The organism is Streptomyces sp. NPDC048106, assembly GCF_040706415.1.
GTDB lineage: Bacteria > Actinomycetota > Actinomycetes > Streptomycetales > Streptomycetaceae > Streptomyces.
Genome location: NZ_JBEZND010000003.1, coordinates 79,519 through 98,340, shown reverse-complemented (window position 1 = coordinate 98,340; position 18,822 = coordinate 79,519). Strand labels below are relative to the sequence as shown.

The window sequence follows — 18,822 nt, the reverse complement described above, 5'->3', positions numbered from 1 at the left end:
CCCGGCACGACTGACGGGTCAGCTTCCGGAACCCGGCGCCGTCACCCTGCCGACCAGCCCCTCCGTGCGCCCCTCCAGGGCGGCGCCGACCAGTTCGGCGACCCGGCGCCGGCTGCTCGCCTCGGCCTCCTCGGACAGGAACGCCCGGTGGCTCGTCACGACCACCGAGGGATGCGCGAGGACCGGGTGCCAGCGGGGGTCCTGGTGCGGGTTCTCGGGCGAGAAGACGTCCAGTGCGGCCCCGGCGATCCAGCCCTCCGCCAGCGCCCGGTGCAGCCCCCGCGGATCCACCAGCCTGCCCCGGGCGGCGTTGACCAGGTAGGCGCCGGGCTTCATGCGGCGCAGCGCCGCCTCGTCCATGAGCCCGTCCGTCCGCGGCGTCAGCGGGCAGTGCAGGGTGACCAGGTCGGACTGGGCCAGCAGCTCCTCCAGGGTGTCGGCGGCGAGCGCGCCGTAGCCCTCGGCGAGATCGCGGCCCACGTACGGGTCGTACACCAGGACCCGGCCGTAGAAGGCGCCCAGCCGCCGCACGACCGCCCGGCCGATCCGGCCGAAGCCCACGATGCCGAGGGTGCGGCGGTTGGTGCGGTGCGGTATGCCGCCCGCGTAGATGTCGAAGGTGCCGCCCACCAGCGTCCGGTGCTGCGGCACCACCTGCCGCTCCAGGGCGAGGGCCAGCGCCGCCGTGTGCGTCGAGACCTCGTCCACGCAGTAGTCGGGCACGTTGTAGGCGGGCAGCCCGCGGTCCGCCAGCAGGGCGGCGTTGAGGTTGTCGACGCCCACGCCCTGGCGGACCACCACCCGCAGCCCCTTGCCCGCCGCGTCGAGCAACTCCTCGGTGACCTGGGTGCGGTAGACCACGAGGACGTCGGCCCCGGCCGCCCGCTCCAGCATCTCCGGGCCGGCGGTCAGGTACTTCGTGCCGTCGTGCGGTCCGAAGACCAGCTCCACGTCCGGGCCGAGGACGCCGCGCTCCACCGTGGCCAGCGCGGGGTCGGGGCGTCCGTCCTCGACCAGCCACGGCGGGTCGGTGTAGAGCACGCGGGATCGGGTCACAGCGGTTCCTCCCAGGCGGCGGAAACGATCGGGTTCAGACGAGGAAGCGAAGGATGTCGTCCTCGGTGAGGACGCAGGGGTTGTTCCACGCCCGGTTCGAGGCGAGCGCGGCGGCCAGCGGCTGCCGCCAGGAGTGCGCCGGCAGGGCCAGCTCCCGCAGCCCGGCCGGCTGGCCGCCCGCGGCCAGCAGCCGCCGCACCAGCAGCTCCACGCTCGCGCCGGTGGCCTCCTCGGCGAGACGCTGGACGGTCTCCACCCGGCGCCGCACCCCCGAGGCACCCTCCGGATGCCGGCACTCGGCCTCGGTCAGCGCGGCGTGCCGGGCCATCAGCCAGTCCAGGTGCAGCGCGACCGCGGTGCCGTGGGCCAGCCCGAGCCGCGCGGTCAGCTCGTACGACAGCGCGTGGGCCGCGGTCGTACGGGTGGCGTCGATCGCGGCACCGGCCAGCGAGGCGCCGTGGGCCAGACCGGCGCGCACCCCCGGATCGGCGAAGGAGCCCGTGGCCGCGGCACGGGCCAGCGGGGGCAGCAGCCGTTCCAGGGCGGCGACGGCCAGCGCCCGCGAGCCCCCGTCGGCCGAGACCGACCAGTACGACTCGACGGCCTGCGCCAGGGCGTCCAGGCCGCTGGCGACGAAGTCCCGCCGGGGCAGCGAGGAGGTGAGCCGGGGGTCGACGAGGACGACGTCCGCGCGGGCCTGGTCGAGGTCGAGGGAGTGCTTGCGGCCCTCGACGTAGACGGTGGCGAACCGGGTCATCTCGCTGCCGGAACCGGCGGTGGTGGGCAGCAGCACGAGCGCGGCGGAGCGCGGCCGGGTCACCAGGCCCGGATCGCGCAGGCAGTCCAGCGGGTCGCCCGGCTGGGCGCCGAGCACCGCGACCGCCTTGGCCACGTCCAGGCTGCTGCCGCCGCCGACGCCCACCACCACGTCCGGGCCGAACCGGCGGGCCAGGGCCACGCCGTCCCGCACCTGCCCGATCCTCGGGTTGGGCCGGACGCCGTCGAAGTGCTCGACCCGGTAGCGGCCCGCCCACCTCCCGACCGACTCCGCGACGCCGGAGCGCTGGTAGGACGTGCGGCCGTGCACGAACAGCACCCGGCGGGCGCCGAGCGCCTCGATCACCGCGCCCAGCCGGCCGGCCGCGCCCTCGCCCAGATAGGCGGCGGGATGGCCGGGCAGCGGCCGCAGACCCGCGTACACCGTGTCCGGGAGCGCGGGGCGTTCGTGGAGGGCGAGCAGCGACTCGCTCATCGGTACGTCCCCGCGCCCCCGGCGAGCCGGTGGCCGGACCGGGGGGCGGTCAGCTGTACCACAGCCGGTCCTCGGCCACGTACCGGTCGACGCCGCCCGCCGCCATGGTGCCCACCGCGTAGCGCACCTCCGGGGTGACCGAACCGGAGATCCGCAGCAGCAGGACGCGGGGCCGGGCGCCTTCCCGGGCCGCCGCGAAGGCGACCGGCACCTGGGGGAGCACATAGGCCGAGTCACCCGGCGCGAGCGTCTCGGCGACGCGCTCGCCCGCGAACTCCCAGTGCAGGTCGACCGGTTCGTCACCGAGTACGTACAGGTACTGGTGCTGGTACGTGGTCAGGGGAGCCGACCGCTCGGCGGGCCCGGCCAGGACGTCGACCTGGAGGGCCGTGGTGTGCGGGTGCAGGGGGTCGCCCGCGAGCCGGGTCATCCGGTAGGCCGGCGCGCCGTCGTCGGGCCACACCCAGCTCCGGGCGGACCGGGCGTGCTGGAGGCGCACCCCGTCGGCCGTCTCGGTGCGCGGCGGCAGCAGGTCGCGTACCGAGACGCCCAACGCGGCCGCCAGCAGGTCGAGTTCCCCGGCGTCCGGGAGCGCCGCGCCCCCGGCCAGTTCCCCGGCGCGCTCCGGCGGCAGGCCCGTGCGGTCGGCGAGTTCGGTCACGGTGACCGCGCCCGCGTCCATGAAGGACCGGATCATCGCCCCCGGCCGCCACGCGTCCCCCGCCAGCGGGACCGCCAGGGCCCGGGTGGTGGTGTTGCCGAGGACGGCCAGCTCGCGCTGGGCGTCGCCGAGCAGGGAGCCGCCGTAGGTCAGGGCGAGGATGCAGGCCGGTTCGGTGGCGGAACGGGACGTGAAGGAGTGTGGGGCGAAGGGCAGCCCCCAGACGGAGTCGCCGGTGTCCATGGGGACGCAGTGCGAGACGCCGTTCCACCGGTAGTAGTAGTTGACCGGGCCGATGAAGTACGTGAACTGGTACAGAAGATGGCCGCGATTCCACTGGACAAGAGGGTTGTCCGGATCGTCGTCCTCGACCACCCGCAGCATCCGGATCCACTCCGGGCGGTAGGAGGCGACGCGGGACATCGCGGTGTCCCGGTACTCGTAGTACGGCTCTCCGCCCCGGCTGAGCACCCGCCCACTGGCCCGGGACTCCTCGTGCCGCATGACGCGCACACCGGCCGGGCAGTCGTCGTGCCCGGGCAGCAGGTCCCGTTCGTTGAGCGGCCAGACCTCGGCCGCGCGGCGCATCAACTCCCAGGTCACCGGGCGTTTTCCCGACGCGTGTTCGGCGAACGTGCCCTTTTCCAGGCCGAGTTCACGCTCGGCGTTCTCGTCGTCACGCTTGAGGTCGTTGGCGGCGGCACGCAGCAGCGCTCCGGCGCGCCGCGTGAAATCGTCCTCTGCTCGCACGAGGTGTCCCCTGTCCCTCTGTGGTCTCGAAGAGCGCCCTGGACGCCGTCCATCGCGAGGAATTCATCGATCAGACGTCAGTTGAAGCAGCACAGGGGCCGTCAAATGACCAGCATGTGATCACGCCAGAACGTAGTCTGTCAAGATCGAAAACGGTGCGCGGGGGCGGCCGGGAATTCGCCCGACTGCCGGCCACCGGAGGGTCAGTCCGCGCGCAGGAGTCCGGCCGCTTCGAAGGAATCGCGGGTCGCCGGGTCGTCGAGCGCCCCCGCCTCGGTGAAATAGCGGACGAGGGAGCGCGCGGCCCCGGCCATGTCGCGTACGACCTTCTCCCGCGGCCAGGATTCCGCGACGACCTGTTCGACGCTCGGCTCCGGCAGCCCCAGCAGCCGCAGATCCCCGGCCGCCCGTGCGAGGTCGGGCGCCAGGAACGCGTGGATCACCGCCGGGACGTGCGGCCCCACGGCCCCGCGCTCGCCCGGCGTCAGGGCGGCCCACAACCGGCGCAGCACGGCCCGGAAGTAGACGTGGTGGCGCCCCTCGTCCTCGGCGTGGTCCCGGACGTGCTCCCGCAGCGACCGGGGCAGCCGCTCGTCCCGGGGGATCTCCGCGAGGATCCCGGAGATCAGGGTCTCGCTCACGATCGCGAAGACGAGCGCCTCCACGCCCCTGATCTCCCGCGGCAGCCGGTCCCGGATCGCGTCCAGCCGCTCGGTGAACACCGGGGGACCGCCGCCGTCCGGCCGCTCGGCGGGCACCCCGGTCGCCCGCTCCACCTGCCGCGCGAAGTCGTAGGAGACCTGCGCGTGCCACGCCTCGTCCGTGACGATCTTGAACGCGTCCGCCCGCATGCCCTCCGGCAGGGGCAGGCCCGAGCGGCCCCGGCTGATCGCGGTCACCACCGGGATGACCGCGAGCGATTCGAGCTGGGTGGTGAAGTCCAGGTAGTCGTGGAGCCGGCGCAGCAGCAGCCACTCGACCCCCGCCGGCCCCCCGGCCGTGACCAGGGGGTGCGCGGCCACCGGGTGCAGCTCGGGCGGGAAGTAGAGCGGTCCGGGTTCCGTGAACGACCGCTGGGGCCGGTTGCGCACCCCGGCGAGGCGGTCCCAGCGGCCGAAGCCGCTGGTGTAGCCGTCGCCGTGCTCCCGCCCCGCCGGCCGCGCCGCGAGGAGCGGCTCCGTCGCCCGCTCCCGGTACATCAGCCGGCCCAGGCCAGGAAGCCGAGGTCCAGCAGGTTGCCCACGTCGGCGCGCGCCTCCTGTTCCCCTTCCGCGCCCACGGGTGCCAGGAGGCCGGCCAGCGGGGTCCTGCCGTCGACCGCCCGCAGCACCTCAAGGGTCGGCGAGCCCGCCTGGAGCACGAACTCGATCTCCCCGTCCTTGATCAGGTACCAGTCGGCACCCGCCGGGTCGGTGAGCAGCAGCACGTTCTCCGCGAACACGGGCACCGCGTCGCCGGGCAGCTCCGGCAGGTCGGCCACGGCCTCGGACACCGGCCCGCCGCCGGTGACCTCCTGGAGCACCGCGCCCGGCGAGGTGTCCTCCAGCCGCGGTGCGTCCACGGCCAGTTGCGCGAGCAGACCCATGTTCAGGACGCGCATCAGCATCTCCACGGAGGGCGCGTCGGTCCTGCCCTCGCCGATCTCGGCGAGGTGGGCGCGCACGCGGTCCCCGTCGATGAAGTCCGCCGCGCCGGGGGCCGCGAGCGCCCGCTCCACGAGGGCACCGGAGTCCGCGCGCATCAGCCGGACCAGCATGCGGTACGAGTGGTACGTCCCCTCGCCGTAGAAGAAGGGGACCTTCGGCCGCTCGGCGATCCGCTCCGGCAGCCGGGAGCCCACCGCCTCCCGGAGGATCCGCTTGTTCCACAGGAGTTCGGGACGCAGCCGCTCCGGGATCCGCGCGCACAGCTCGACCAGGCGGTGGTCCAGGAACGGCACCCGGGCCTCGACCCCGCTGCCGGCCGCCGTGCGGTCCTCGTGCCACACGTTGTACTGCTGGATCTGCCAGTACTCGGAGCGGAGATAGGCGCGGTAGAGCCGGTCGCCGTCCTGGTCCAGGCCGTCGATGCCCTTGGGAGAGACGAAGTACGGCTCCTGCGCCCACCAGTGCCGCAGGGCCGGGCGGCGCGCGAGGCGGGTGTCGCGGTCGACGAGGGAGAGGATCCCCAGGAAGGACGGCCAGTCCCGCGCGCCCATGTCCCGCGCGTAGCCCCCGTTGAACTCGTCGCTGGCCGCGCCGAGGAGCATGCCCCGCAGTCCGGGCCGGGCCGCGCGCGCGAAGCGGTGGAGTTCGTGCTTGTAGTACACCTCGGGGCCGCACATCGGGGTCTCGGTGAGCCACAGCAGCCGCAGCCACTCCTGCGGCGTCGGCACGTGGTCGGGCGGGAAGACCACCTGGTGGTTGGGCACGCCCAGCTCGCGCGCGATCCAGGCGGCGTTCTCCGCGTCCCCGTTGTCGAACGTGCCGCCGGTGAGCGCGGTGAAGGTGTGCATGCCCGCGCGCTTGTCCCCGGCCAGCGCGAGCACGGCGGACGAGTCGATGCCGCCGGAGAGGAAGAGGCCCAGCTCGGTGTCGGCCGTGACGCACTCCTGGACGGACTCCTCCAGGAGTTCGCCGTACCGCCGGACGAACTCCGGTGCGCCCGCGCCCTCGTCGGAGTCTTCCGGCAGCTCCCAGTAACGGTGCCGCGTGGTACGGCCGTCGGCCAGGTCGATGCGCTCGACGGTGGCCGCCGGGACCAGTTCGACGCCCTCGAACCAGGTGGACACCGGCGCCTCGTTGAAGGTGCCGGCGGAGGCGAGCAGGGGAGTGGCGAGGGCGCCTTCCCAGTCGAAGCGCCGGGGCGTGGCGGGGTCGGCGAAGAGGCCCTTGATCTCCGAGGAGAGGACGATGCGGGCGTCGTCGCGGTGGTAGTAGAGCGGCTTGATGCCGAAGCGGTCGCGGGCGAGCACCAGTTGGTTCCTGGCCCGGTCCCACAGGATGAGGGCGAACATGCCCCGCACGTCACGCAGGAAGTCGAGTCCGTGCTCGCGGTACAGGTAGAGGAGAACCTCGCAGTCCGAGCCGGTCTTCAGCGGGGCGCCGCCGGGCAGCGAGGCCGCCAGCTCCCGGTGGTTGTAGACCTCGCCGTTGGCCACGAGCACGAGCGAGCCGTCGTCGCTGACCAGGGGCTGGCTGCCGTCCTCCGGGTCGACCAGCGCGAGCCGGGTGAAGACCAGCCCCACCGCGTCGTCGCGGAGGGTCTCCCGCTCGTCGGGTCCGCGATGGTCGAGGATGTCGGCCAGCCGATCGAGGACGGCGTCCGTCTCCGCGCCCAGCGTCCGGCCGCCCAGCCGGGCAATTCCCGCTATTCCACACATGTCTTGTTCCTCGGGCCGCCGCCCGGTGCCGTGCGTGGTCCGGGCGAGGGTGAGGGCCCCGGCCTGCGAAGCCCTCACCCGCTCGTCTTACTTCAGGCAAGAACCATCAGAGAGGTGCCCTGGCTGACGGTCTTCGTCGTCGGCTTGCTGTACTTCTGCATTCTGACCCACCTCCCTCCAGCAACTCGGCGTGTCCACCGGAGAATCAGCGGGAAGCGGCGGCCTGTTTCAGGCCACCTCAGCCCGGCTGGCGATCACAGTAACCGAGCGGGGCCGGGCGGCCTATGGATTCGGTTCTCGCCGAACCCCGCACGGTGCCAGGGCGCCACCGGCCGGTCTATGATCACCGCACTCCCATGTCCGGGGCTTGGCAACGGCGTTGCGAACGAGGGGTGTTCGGGTGCAGGAGAACGAATCCGGCCAGTGGCTGCGGGTCCTTCGGGAACGCGAGCTGATCCCGGGGGACGCCCTCGCGGTCTCCCTCGTCGGCTCGGTGGCGCACGGCTGGCACAACGAGCGCAGCGACTACGACTTCTACGTCGTCACCTCCCAGGAGCCGGACTTCGCGGGCCAGTCGAGCATCACGATGCCGCTCAACCCGCCCCGGGTGCGCAGCCAGTCGTTCTACCTGGGGGAGCGGCGCTGGGAGGTGACGTACTGGCTGGACAGCCACTACGACCAGATGCTCGCCAAGGTCTCCAGGGACGAGTACAACCGGGGGGTCGCGCCGGCCCGGGTGCTGGCCGCCCGGGAGGAGCTGGCCCTCGGCCGCCTGGACAGCTGCGTGATCCTCCAGGGCGAGCCGTGGTTCGAGGCCCGGCGCGCCCGGCTGGCCGAGTCGGCCTTCCGCTCGTTCATGATCGCCCGCTCGCTCGGCGCCTCCGACAACTGCGTCGAGGACGCGCTCGGGCAGATGAAGTCCGGCAACCTGGAGAGCGCCACCCTCTCCGCGCGCGCCGCCCTCGGCTCCAGCGTCGACGCGCTCCTCGAAGGGCACGGCCAGTTCGGCAGCCAGGCACCCAAGTGGCGCCCCCAGCGCTTCCGGGCCGCCCGGCCGGACGCCCTCTCCTTCGAGGACTACTGGGCCCTGGAGACCATGCGGGACTACGACCCCGAGGACCCCCGGCCCTGGATCAACAAGGTGCTGACGATCTGCCAGGACATAGCGATGCGCGTGGAGGTCTCGTGAGCGCCCTGCCGGGCCCCGGCCCCCTCGACGTCCCCCGCCGCACCCTCGGCATCCGCATCCGCCGGGTCCCGGACGGACTGCTGCTCGGATACCGCGACCAGGCGGTGCTGCTGTCCGGCCCCGCCGAGCTGATCTACCGGCTGGCCGACGGCGACCGGACGGTCGCGGACATCGCCGACGGGGTCGCCGGGGAGTACGGCATCGACGCGGCGGAGGCCCTCGCCGACGTCGTGGAGTTCCTCGCGGACCAGGGCGGCAGCGGGACCCTCCAGTGGTGACGCGCCCCGCGCCCCGCCCCCCGTCGTCATGATCCGCCTGGACGTCGACGACGAGAGCCTGCGCTCGATCCGGCTGGCCCTCAGCCCGCTGTGGGAGACCCTCGGCAGCCTCGCCCTCCTCGCCCGCTACCGGGGGGCCGTGCCCACGCCGTACACGGGCTGGGTACGGCAGACCCGGCGCGCGGTGCCGCCCAAGCTGATGGACACCCTCGTGCACCTGGTGCACCGCCGGGAGAGCCCGTTCCTGCGGCACGCCCACTCCTACGTACCCGACCCCGCGCGCGCCTCGTTCCAGGAGGAACTCGGCTTCCTGCGGGGGCGCTGCGGCGACGGCGCGGACGAGCGGGCCGCCGCGCTGATCGAGGACTACTGGAACCGCGCGCTGCACCCCTACTGGGCCGCCATCCGCGCCGCCCTGGAGGAGGAGGTCCTCTTCCGGGGGCGGACCCTGGCCGTCAACGGGCCGGAGGCGATGCTGGCGGAACTGGAGGGCCGGGTGCTGTGGCAGCGACCCAGGCTGACCGCGCCGTACCACCTGGACCTGACCCGGGGCGTCCAGCGGTCCAAACTGGTGCTCGTCCCCAGCATGTTCTCCGCCGTGACGCGCGTCTTCACCTCGACCGCCGACGTGACCGCCATGTCCTACCAGGCCAGGGCGACCGGCTTCCTGCACTCCGTCGCGACCGACCGGCCCGCCGAGCCGGACACGGACCGCCTCGCCCTGCTCATCGGCGGCGGCCGCGCGAAGATCATCAGGGCCCTCCAGGTACCGAAGACCACGACCGTGGTCGCCCAGTCCCTGGGCCTCGCCAAGAGCACCGTCTCCCAGCATCTGGGGGTGCTCACGGAGGCGGGCGTGGTGTGGCGGCAGCGGCTCGGGGGACAGGTGTTCTACCAGTTGGACCGCAGCGGGTTCGCGCTGCTGGAACAGCTCGACGACTGACGCGGGTGGCCGCCGCGTGGCCCCGACCCCGGCCCCGCGGCCGCTCACCCCTCCAGCGCCGCCCCTATCCGGCGCAGCACCGCGGCGGTCATGCCCCGGCGCGCCGTCGTGGTCGCGCTGCCGATGTGCGGGGTGAGCACCGTACGAGGACTGTCCCGCAGCTCGGCCGGCACGTGCGGTTCGTCCTCGTAGACGTCGAGCGCGGCCCCGCCCAGGTGCCCGGCCGCCAGGAGTTCGACAAGCGCCGACTGGTCCACCACCCGGCCCCGCGAGGTGTTCACCACGACGGCGCCGCGCGGGAGTTCGGCGAGCAGCGCCTTGTCGACCAGCCGTTCGGTCGCCGGGGTGAGGGGGACGTGGATGGTCAGGAAGTCGCTCACCCGCATCAGCCCGGCCGGCTCCCGGTGGGGTGTCACCCCGGGCGGGAGCGGCGCGTCCGGGCGGTGCAGCAGGCCGTGCACCTCCATCCCGAAGGCCTGGGCCCGGCGGGCCACCTCCGAGCCGATCGCGCCGAGGCCGAGGACGCCGAGCCGGCGGCCGTGCAACTGGGTGCCGAGGAAGGCGTCGGCCTCCCAGCGCCAGTCGGCGCCGGACCTGACGAACCGGTCCGCCTCCACGATCCGCCGGGCGCAGGCCAGCAGCAGTCCGAGCGTGTGCTCCGCGACGGCCGGCGCCAGCGCGCCGGCCGCGGTGACGACCCGCACCCCGGCACGCCGGCACGCCTGGACCGCGATGTGGTCCACCCCCGTGGAGTATGTGCCCACCACCCGCAGGCCGGGGCCCGCCGCCCCGAGCAGGGCCTCGTCCACCGGCTCGTTGGCGGTCACCAGCAACGCGGTGCTGCCGGCCGCCGCCCGCAGCAGACTCGCGCGGTCCCCGCCGTCCCAGCGGGCCAGGGTCAGCCCCGCGGGCAACGCGGCCGGGAGGCCGGGGAGTTCCGCGGTGACCAGCAGCCGCCGCTCAGCCGCGCTCATCGGGCTTCTTCCGCATCCCGTAGCGATGGCGGCACAGCGTCGTCGGGAACTGCCGTCCCCCGTCGAGGTTGACCCACTGCCGCAGCAGCAGCCTGCCCCCGCCGCCGGCGGCGTCGCTGAACGAACGGCGGGAGTGCACCACGATGTTGTTGTTCACCAGCTGGAGATCGCCGGCGCGCAGCGCGTACTCGGTGGCGGCACCGGGCCGTGCCGCGAGCGCCTCGAACAGGTCGAGGGCGTAGCGCTCCAGGTCGCTCACGGGCACGGACGTCACGCTCGGGGAGGAGTCGACGTAGTCCCGCAGGAAGTATCGGCACGTCAACTGACCGTGGTAGTAGCCGAAGACGGCGTTGCGGTAGGCCGGGGGGTCCTCCTCGTCGCGGTTCTCGTAGACGAAGCCGTTGTAGTAGAGGCCCAGCAAGTGCGGTGCGCGGTGGAGCAGTTCGTTGTAGATCGTCATGGCGCTGGCGATCAGCGAGGCGCCGCCGTCCTCGGCGGGCCGAACGCACAGCAGCAGCGCGAGGTCGCCGTCGTCCGAGTGGAAGCGCAGCGCGGAGGTGGTCTGGTGGCCGCGCACCGTGCTGTCGTCCAGGCCGCCGTTGCCGTAGTCGCGGACGTCGGCGATGTACTCGCCCCGGGTGTTCTGCGAGACGGCGGTGCCCATCACGGCGCCCAGCGCGCGGTAGAGGCCGCGGATCTCGTCCGGCGCGAGGTCGTCCACCGGGAGGCCGCGGAGCACGGCCGTACCGATGTGGGTCTCGGTGCGGTGGGCCGTGGTGTGCGCCAGTTCCGACAGTGTGGGCATGGTCGTGCGGGCGAGGGCGCGCCAGGGCTCGCGGTCCGCGACGAGGGGCAGCGGCTCGTCCCGCAACGCCTTGACGAGGCCGCCGATTTCGTCCAGATGCGACGGCGCGAGCCGGTGCACCACCCCTTCGGGCACCGGCAGGTCCCCGGCCAGCCACGCCGTGGGGCCGGTGACCGGCTCGGTGAGGACCGACTGCGGCGGGTCAGGCAGTGTCATGGTGCTCCCCTTTCCTGGGGCCGGTGTTCCCGAGGCCGGCCTTTTGGAGGACGACGAGGGCGGTGCCGTTGGCGGCCTCGACGAGCCGGGTCCGGTCGAGGCCGCCCACGTCGGCGATGCGGGCCAGCAGTTCGTCCTGGTGGAAGCGTGCCTCGCGGCCTCGGCCGCGGATGTGGTCGCGCATGACCTGGCCGGAGATCCCGCCCCAGGTGGGCAGCGGGATGTCCCGGTCGGGCAGCGTCGCGTAGTCGATCTCGCCCACGTCGGGCCGCCAGAACAGCCGCTGTTCGGCGGGGGTGAGTGCGTCGTGGATCTGCCGGTCCCGCTCGTACCAGCCGAACCGGACGGTGAGGGCGAGCGTCCCGCCCGGGGCCACCAGATCGCGCAGACCGCGCAGGCCGCCGGGCAGGTCGGCCGCGCTGAACCGGTTCACGAGCCGGTCGGCGAGGACGAGTTCGTAACGGCCGCGCAGCGGTACAGGAAGCTGTCCGGTCACGTCCACCAGGTGCCGCCGGTCCTCGGGCAGGGCGAGCCACTCGCCCGCCTCCCGCAGGATGCCGGGGGCGAAGTCGAGCACGTGGAGTTCCGCGCCGGCCTCCTGGGCGGCCTTGGAGAGGGAGACGGTGCTGGCGCCGACCACGGCGGTCGGGGCGCCGGCGCGCATCAGCTCCCGCAAGACGACGTCGTGTTCGGGCGCCGGGCCGCCGTAGTAGCCGGAGTTCCAGTAGCTGCCGCTGACGAGGTCCCAGGCATGGGCCTTCGCCGGGAGTTGCGTCACGTCTCCTCCTTCAGGGTGGCGGTGATGGCCGCGCGCAGCCGCGAGGCGATCTCGGCGACGTCGCTCGCACTGGTGATCAGCGGGGGACAGAGCGCCAGGACATCGCCCAGGTCACGCACGATCAGGCCGAGTTCGCGGGCCTTGCGCGCGATCCGCCGGCCGATGCGGCGCTCCGGGTCGAAGGGCCGCCGGGCGGCGCCGTCGGCCATCAGCTCCACCGCCGCGAGGCCGCCGAGGCACCGCACCTCCCCGACCACGGGCAGGTCCAGCAGCCCCTCCAGGGACGTGCGCAGCGACGCCTCCAGCCCGGCCACGCGCCGCTCGATGCCGCGCTCGGTCAGGGCGCGCAGGTTGGCGCGGGCGACGGCCGCGGCGACCGGATGGCCGCCGAAGGTCGAGCCGTGCCCGAGGACGCCGTACGACTCGGCCGCCGCGGCGACGGAAGCGGTGAGGTCCGCGCCGAGCAGGACCGCGCCCAGCGGGGCGTATCCGGCGGTGATGCCCTTGGCCACGGTCACCGCCGCGGGCCGCAGCCCGAAGCGCTGGTGCCCGAAGAGCGGCCCGAGCCGCCCGAACCCGCAGACGACCTCGTCGGCCACCAGCGGGATCCCGAGATCGGTGAGCAGCCGGTCCATCGCGGGCCAGTACCCGTCGGGCGGCACCAGGACGCCGCCCGCCGCCATGACCGGTTCGGCGACCATGGCGGCCACGTTCTCCGGGCCCGCCTCCTCGATCCGGCTCCGGGTGGTCCCGACGATCCGGTCGACGTACTCCTCGCGCGACTCGCCGTCGAGGTGATCGCGGTAGTAGTGCGCCCGCGGCACCCGCACCGTGAACGGCAGCGGCAGGTCGAACCCCGCGTGCTGGTTCGGGATGCCGGCCAGCGAGGCGGCGCCGAGGGTGGTGCCGTGGAAGCCGGAGTCCCTGGTGACGACCAGCTTCCTGGACGGCGTGCCATTGGCGTTGGCCGCCAGCCACAGGAACTTGAGCACGGACTCGACGGCCTCGGACCCCGAGGCGGCGAAGTAGACCGAGTTGAACCGCCCTTGGGCGGCGGCGAGCAGCTCGTGGGCCAGGGCCTCCGTCTCGGCACTGCCCCGGCCCAGCGCGCAGGGGAACGCCGGGAGTCTGCGGTACGCCGAGGTGGCGGCCTCGATCAGCTCCGCGTCGGAGAAGCCGAGGTTGGCGTGCCACAGCCCGGACAGCGCGTCGATGTAATCCTTCCCCGCGGTGTCCCGGACGCGGATCCCCTCGCCCTCGGCGATGACCAGCGGCGGGTCCTCGCGGTGGACGCGGTGGTCGGTGAAGGAGTAGACGATCGGTTCGGTCGCCAGCTCAGCCATGGTTCCCCTCGGTCAGCGGGATGTTGTCGAGCAGCCGTACGCCACCGAGCCGCGCCGCGGCGAACAGCCGTACCGGGACCGGCCCGTCCAGGGTCCGCACCTCGGTCAGCGCCTCCTCCTCGCAGGCCACCAGGTACTCGACCTCGAACCCCAGCGACGTGAGCCCGTCCCGGCCGGCCGCCAGCACCTCGGGCAGCGCCTCGCCGGACAGCGCCGCCTCCCGCATGCTCTTGAGGCGCTCCCGCAGCCGGGGGCCGAGGGCGCGGGCCCCGGGGCTCAGGTTCTTGTTGCGGGAGGACATCGCGAGGCCGTCGGGCTCGCGCTTCGTGGCGCCCCGGACCACGGTCACCGGCAGCCGCATGTCGCGCACCAGCGTCTCGATGATGCGCAGTTGCTGGAAGTCTTTCTCCCCCCAGTACGTGCGGTCGGGCCGCACGAGGTTCAGGAAGAGCAGGCTCTCGGTGACCATGCCGTCGAAGTGGCCCTCGCGCGAGCGGCCGCACAGCTGGTGGCTCAGCCGGGGCACCGAGACATGGGTGCCGAAGTCGTCGAGCACGCGCTCGCCGCCGGGGAAGATCTCCCGCCAGTCCGGCAGGAACGCGAGGTCGGTGTCCCGGGCCCTGAGGAGCTCCAGGTCGCGCTCCACGGGCCGCGGATAGGACTCGAAGTCCTCGTCGGGCCCGAATTGGAGCGGGTTGACGAAGATGCTGCAGACGACCAGGTCGCACTCGGCGCGAGCCAGGTCGACCAGGCTCAGATGTCCCTCGTGCAGCGCTCCCATGGTGGGCACGTAGCCGATGACGGCGCCCGCCCGGCGCCCGGCCTCCCACTCGGCGGCCAGTTCCGTGGCCGTGGTGACGACCTTCACCGCAGTTCACCCACCTTCGCCTCGACCGCCGCGAGCACGCGCCGGTGCACCTCCTCGAACGTCGCGTCCGCGTCGATCCAGGTCCACTGCGACGCCTGCGGCAGCGCGGCGTACGCGGCCCGCATCCGGGTGAGGAAGCCGTGGTCGATCCACTCCTGCGGGTCCCGCGCCTTCACCCGGGCCACGGACAGCTCCGGGTCGAGGTCCATGAACAGCGTGAGCGTCGGCTCCGGCAGTCCCCGGAACAGCCCCTCGATCAGCCACCGGTTGCTCGCGCCCAGCGCGTCCGCGGCGGCGATCTGGCAGTACGCGTAACGGTCGGCGATGATCAGGTCCGTGCCCGCGGGCGCGGTGCCCAGCGAGGACATGGCCATCCACTTCACGGCCGCGGTCATGATCTTGTGCGTGTCGGGTCCGAGCATCGCGAACCGGTCCTCGTACCCGTGCTCCGCGGCGACCTCGTCCAGCCGCGCCGACAGGCCCTGAATGCTCGGGTTGGGATGCACGAAGACCGACAGGCCGCGGGCCTCGTAGGCGGCCTTCAGCAGCTCGATCTGGGTGCTCTTCCCGGCGCCGTCCAGGCCGATGAACGCGACGATGGGGGGTGTGGTCATCGGGCGACCGCCACCTGCGGCAGATGCCTGTCGGCGAGTTCCGTGAACGCGGCTTGGAGGATTCTCGTCCGCCCGTACGAGGGCGCGGCGAACAGCAGGATCAACTCTTTCTCCAGATCGACGAGGAAACTGGTGCCCGCCCGGCCGAGCCAGGCGACGCGGCGGGCGTCGGCCGGCCCGCAGTGCCGGGGCGAGATCTTGAAGTTCAGGCCGAATCCCCAGCCCGGCCCGGGAATGTAGTCGGGTCCGGTGTCGTGCAGCCCGGTTATCTGGTCCGAGAGCAGCTCCGCGCGCGCGGACGCGCTGAGGAAGGCGGAATCCGGCGCGGGCAGGAACACCGCCTCCAGGAAGGTCAGATAGTCCCGCAGGCTCGCCAGCCCCCCGCTGCCCGCGGACCGGAACCCGCTGGTGCGCCGCAGCCCGGCCAGCGACTCGCCGGTCGGCGGATCGAAGGGCGGCTGGAGCACCACGTCCTCCGGCCGGTCCGGCGGCAGGAAGAACCCGCTCGACGCCATCCCGAGCGGCTCGAAGAGGTAGGTGCGCAGCAGCGCGTCGAGCGGGGTGCCGAGGTGGTGCTGGATCAGCAGCCCGGCCACGTCGGCCGAGCGCCCGTACTCCCACTGGGTGCCGGGCGCGGCGGACAGCTCGCAGCCGAAGACCCGCCGCAGGAAGTCGGTCTCGTCGGTGCCGTACCCGCGTTCGGTGTAGTCGTACGGCAGGACACCGGCCGCCCGGTACACCCGCTGCATCCGCTCGTGTTCCTTGGACCCGGCGAGGCCGGAGGACATGGTCAGCAGGTGGCGCAGGGTCATGGCGGCCGGGACCCGGACCCCGTCGAGGCCGGCGGCGAGTTCCGTCACGCTCATGTCGAGGCCGGGGAGCCGCCCGGCGTCCACGAGGCGCAGTGCCAGCGTCGCGAGCATCGGCTTGGTCATCGAGTACAGGCGAACGACGCTGTCCAGGGACACCGCGGGGCCGTCCGGCGCGTTGCGGCCCACGAACACCGTGTGCTGCTCCCCGGCGGCGACATCGCGCAGGCAGGCAGCGCCGCCGCCGATCCGCCCGGCCTCGATCTCGGCCCTCAGCGTGGCCTCGCAGTCGCGGGCGAGGCCGTCGAGCGCGGCGCGCGTCACTGGAGTTCCCCGTTCGGTACGAGGCTCACGCGGCCGCTCTCGCAGCGCTCGGCCGCCGCCAGCGCGTCCGTGACCGAGTCCAGCCCGAACTCCGCCAGCGGGAGCCGCCGCAGCGGGGTGTCGCCGCAGAGCAGGTCGACGGCGGCGACCAGATGGCGGGCGTTGTAGCGGATCGCGCTGGAGACCGTGATCCCCTTGCGGGTCAGCACGCCCGGTCGGATGGACACGACGTCGGTGTCCCGGGTGTTGATGATGCCCATCATCACGATCTGGCCGCCCGGCCGCACCTGCTCCAGGGCCGTCTCGAACGCCTCCGGCGTGCCCGCCGCGACCACCACGAGGTCGTAGTGGCCGTCGAGCGTGCCGCCCGCCGGGGGCAGCGCGTCCAGGGCGCGGGCCCAGGGGAACAGCCCGGCGTTGGCGCGCCGCGCGGGGAGGCGGTCGTAGACGTCCCAGACCGTGCCCTCCGGCGCGCCCGCGACGACCGAGAGACCGAGCGCGCCGGCCCCGATCACCAGGCACGGACCCGCGAGCACGTCCGCGCGGATCTGGTCCACGACCGCGAGCCCCTGTGCCAGCGCGCAGTTGGCGAGCGCGGCGAGCGAACTGGGCAGCGCCTCGGGCACCTTGACCGTGAACTGCTCCGGATGCAGGTGGTAGTGGCTCGCGAACGCGCCCCGGAAGTGCGGCTGTTCCAGGCTGGAGCGGCCCCAGGAGGCGTACGCGACCTCGCACAGGTTGGTCCGGCCCAGGCGGCACATCGCGCACGTGCCGCACACCCGGAAGTACGAGCAGACGAGCCGGTCGCCCTCGGTCAGCGGCTCGCCGCGGGCGTCGCGCGGCTTCGTACCCGCCGTGTCCGTGATCCGGCCCACGAACTCGTGCCCGAGCACGCAGTCGTGCAGGGTGGGATGTCCGCCCCGCCACAGGTGGACGTCGCTGCCGCACACGTTCGCCCGCTCGATGGCGAGCAGCGCCCCGCCCTGCCGTGGCGGCAGCAGGGGATGTTCGCGCCGCTCCAGGCCGCCGTCGGCGCGCAGGTTGATGGTGACACCGGTGCTCATCGAGGTCCTTCGGTCGGGGCGGGGAAGACGATCGTCTTGGCGAAGCACATGTTGCGCGCGGACGAGAGCACGCTCTCCCGGCCGTGGCCGCTGTGCCCCACTCCGCCGAAGGGGGCCAGCGGATGGTCGTACTGCGGGCCGTCGTTGAGGACGACCGTGCCGACCGGTAGCCGCCCTGCGAGGTTCAGGGCGCGGTCGAGGTCGCGGGTGAAGACGCCGGCCTGGAGGCCGCCGGGGTAGCCGTCGGGCAGGTCGTCCAGCGCCCGTTCCGGCAGGGCGATCACCGGGGCCAGCGGCGCGAGGAACTCCTCGTTCACCAACTGGGCGTCCGCCGCGACCTTGTTGAGGACGGTGGGCCAGCACTGCGCCCCCCGGTACTCGCCGCCGGCCACGACCTCGGCGCCGCCGCGGACCGCCGCCTCGACCGCCGTACGCACCCGCTCCACCGCGCCCGCGTCGGCGAGCGTGCCGACGCGGGTGGTGCGTTCGGCGGGGTCGCCCACCCGCCAGGCGCCGCTCTCCTCGGCCAGGAGCGCGGCGAACTCCTCGGCCACGCCCTCCGCGACCAGGATGCGCTTGACCCCACGGCAGGACTGGCCCGCGTTGCCGAAGGCGCCCTGGGCGGCGGCGCGGGCGGCGGCCGGCAGATCGGCGTCGGCGTACACGATCAGAGCGCCCACGTCGCCCAGTTCGTAGCAGCCGGGCCGGGGCCCGGCCGTCGCGGCGACGGCCCGCGCACCGCGCGCGCCACCGGTGAACGCCACGAAGTCCACGGCGGGATCGGCGAGCAGCGCCTGCGCCACGTCCGGCCCGCCGGTCCACAGCGAGAGGTACTCGGGCGGGTAGCCGCTGTCGAGGAGGATCTCCACCGCCAACGCCGCGCTGGCACTGGCCCGTTCGGACGGCTTGAGGGTGATCGGCGCACCCGCCAGCATCGCCGGGGCCACCTTGACGATCAGCTGGGCCAGCGGACGGTTGTACGGCGTGATCGCCATGACCCGGCGGTACGGCTGCGGCGTGGTCACCGCGAGCCGGTCGCCCCCGGGGCCGGACAGCCGGGTCGAGGTGCCGTCGAGGTGCGGCACCGCCTCCGCCGCCAGTCTGAGCCAGCGGACCGACCGGTCGACCTCCTTCTCGGCGTCGGTCACCGGCATGCCGATCTCGGCGGAGACGGACGCGGCGATCTCCGCCCCGCGGGCCTCGAACCCCTCGGCGCAGGCGTGCAGCACGCGGGCGCGGTCGGCGGCGGCGAGGCCGCGCACGGGCTTCGGGCCGCGCGGCACCTCCTTCGCCGACGCATGGCTGACGGTGGCCACGAGGCGGCCGTCGTAGGGGCTGCGCACCTCGTGCACCAGCTCGCCGTGCCGCCAGCTCCCGTTCTCGAAGACACCCGGGCGCACGGGTGGGGACTTGGGCGCCGGACCGCCGGGGCGGGCCGGGCTCGGCTCGTTGGGGGGATGGGCGACTACGGACATGATGTTCCTCGAATCATCTGTGCGTCGCACGGTCGGCCGGCCCGTCAGGGGCGTGGCCCGCT

At 73.6% G+C, this 18,822-nt stretch carries 17 protein-coding genes; 3 read left to right on the top strand and 14 right to left on the bottom strand.

The window, feature by feature from the left end:
* Positions 1–18: 18 nt before the first annotated feature.
* The 5 genes from AB0927_RS03670 to asnB form a co-directional block, all read right to left on the bottom strand.
* Positions 19–1,056, bottom strand: coding sequence for a C-terminal binding protein (locus tag AB0927_RS03670; protein ID WP_366665855.1), 1,038 nt, complete (start codon positions 1,054–1,056; stop codon positions 19–21).
* Between the two features lie 34 nt (positions 1,057–1,090).
* A complete protein-coding gene (locus AB0927_RS03665) occupies positions 1,091–2,308 on the bottom strand; it encodes an iron-containing alcohol dehydrogenase (RefSeq protein ID WP_366665854.1) in 1,218 nt (405 codons plus the stop codon).
* 49 nt (positions 2,309–2,357) lie between these two features.
* Positions 2,358–3,719, bottom strand: coding sequence for a hypothetical protein (locus tag AB0927_RS03660; protein WP_366665853.1), 1,362 nt, complete (start codon positions 3,717–3,719; stop codon positions 2,358–2,360).
* Between the two features lie 203 nt (positions 3,720–3,922).
* Positions 3,923–4,918, bottom strand: coding sequence for a diiron oxygenase (locus AB0927_RS03655; protein WP_366665852.1), 996 nt, complete (start codon positions 4,916–4,918; stop codon positions 3,923–3,925).
* Complete coding sequence (gene asnB / locus AB0927_RS03650) at positions 4,918–7,080, bottom strand: asparagine synthase (glutamine-hydrolyzing) (RefSeq protein WP_366665851.1); 2,163 nt, start codon at positions 7,078–7,080, stop codon at positions 4,918–4,920. Before asnB ends, AB0927_RS03655 begins: the two co-directional genes overlap by 1 nt.
* Before the next feature lie 400 nt (positions 7,081–7,480).
* Here asnB and AB0927_RS03645 point away from each other — a divergent pair, with 400 nt between their 5' ends.
* From AB0927_RS03645 to AB0927_RS03635, 3 genes are read left to right on the top strand one after another with little or no spacing between them, the layout of a single operon-like run.
* Positions 7,481–8,269, top strand: coding sequence for a nucleotidyltransferase domain-containing protein (locus tag AB0927_RS03645; RefSeq protein ID WP_366665850.1), 789 nt, complete (start codon positions 7,481–7,483; stop codon positions 8,267–8,269).
* A complete protein-coding gene (locus AB0927_RS03640) occupies positions 8,266–8,547 on the top strand; it encodes a PqqD family protein (protein ID WP_366665848.1) in 282 nt (93 codons plus the stop codon). Before AB0927_RS03645 ends, AB0927_RS03640 begins: the two co-directional genes overlap by 4 nt.
* Positions 8,548–8,575: 28 nt before the next feature.
* On the top strand, positions 8,576–9,490 hold the full coding sequence (locus AB0927_RS03635) for a winged helix-turn-helix domain-containing protein (protein ID WP_366665847.1): 915 nt from the start codon (positions 8,576–8,578) through the stop codon (positions 9,488–9,490).
* 44 nt (positions 9,491–9,534) lie between these two features.
* Here AB0927_RS03635 and AB0927_RS03630 read toward each other — a convergent pair whose 3' ends face one another.
* Genes AB0927_RS03630 through AB0927_RS03590 form a run of 9 tightly spaced genes read right to left on the bottom strand, consistent with a single transcriptional unit; the run spans position 9,535 to position 18,760 of the window.
* Positions 9,535–10,464, bottom strand: a complete 930-nt coding sequence (locus AB0927_RS03630) for an NAD(P)-dependent oxidoreductase (protein ID WP_366665846.1) — start codon at positions 10,462–10,464, stop codon at positions 9,535–9,537.
* A complete protein-coding gene (locus AB0927_RS03625; protein ID WP_366665845.1) occupies positions 10,451–11,485 on the bottom strand; it encodes a TauD/TfdA family dioxygenase in 1,035 nt (344 codons plus the stop codon). The genes AB0927_RS03630 and AB0927_RS03625 overlap by 14 nt, the downstream gene beginning before the upstream one ends.
* Positions 11,472–12,263 (bottom strand): hypothetical protein, encoded by a 792-nt coding sequence (locus AB0927_RS03620; protein ID WP_366665844.1) that lies wholly within the window; start codon positions 12,261–12,263, stop codon positions 11,472–11,474. Before AB0927_RS03620 ends, AB0927_RS03625 begins: the two co-directional genes overlap by 14 nt.
* Positions 12,260–13,606 (bottom strand): aminotransferase class III-fold pyridoxal phosphate-dependent enzyme, encoded by a 1,347-nt coding sequence (locus AB0927_RS03615; RefSeq protein WP_366665843.1) that lies wholly within the window; start codon positions 13,604–13,606, stop codon positions 12,260–12,262. The genes AB0927_RS03620 and AB0927_RS03615 overlap by 4 nt, the downstream gene beginning before the upstream one ends.
* Complete coding sequence (panC, locus tag AB0927_RS03610) at positions 13,599–14,474, bottom strand: pantoate--beta-alanine ligase (protein ID WP_366665842.1); 876 nt, start codon at positions 14,472–14,474, stop codon at positions 13,599–13,601. The genes AB0927_RS03615 and panC overlap by 8 nt, the downstream gene beginning before the upstream one ends.
* Positions 14,471–15,088 (bottom strand): hypothetical protein, encoded by a 618-nt coding sequence (locus AB0927_RS03605; protein ID WP_366665841.1) that lies wholly within the window; start codon positions 15,086–15,088, stop codon positions 14,471–14,473. Before AB0927_RS03605 ends, panC begins: the two co-directional genes overlap by 4 nt.
* Positions 15,085–16,221 carry a serine hydrolase domain-containing protein gene (locus tag AB0927_RS03600; protein WP_366665840.1) on the bottom strand — a complete coding sequence of 379 codons (1,137 nt, stop codon included), beginning with the start codon at positions 16,219–16,221 and terminating at the stop codon, positions 15,085–15,087. Before AB0927_RS03600 ends, AB0927_RS03605 begins: the two co-directional genes overlap by 4 nt.
* Positions 16,218–17,285: an alcohol dehydrogenase catalytic domain-containing protein gene (locus tag AB0927_RS03595; RefSeq protein WP_366665839.1), complete on the bottom strand. Its 1,068-nt coding sequence runs from the start codon at positions 17,283–17,285 to the stop codon at positions 16,218–16,220. Before AB0927_RS03595 ends, AB0927_RS03600 begins: the two co-directional genes overlap by 4 nt.
* Positions 17,282–18,760 carry an aldehyde dehydrogenase family protein gene (locus tag AB0927_RS03590; RefSeq protein ID WP_366665838.1) on the bottom strand — a complete coding sequence of 493 codons (1,479 nt, stop codon included), beginning with the start codon at positions 18,758–18,760 and terminating at the stop codon, positions 17,282–17,284. Before AB0927_RS03590 ends, AB0927_RS03595 begins: the two co-directional genes overlap by 4 nt.
* Positions 18,761–18,822 lie beyond the last annotated feature (62 nt).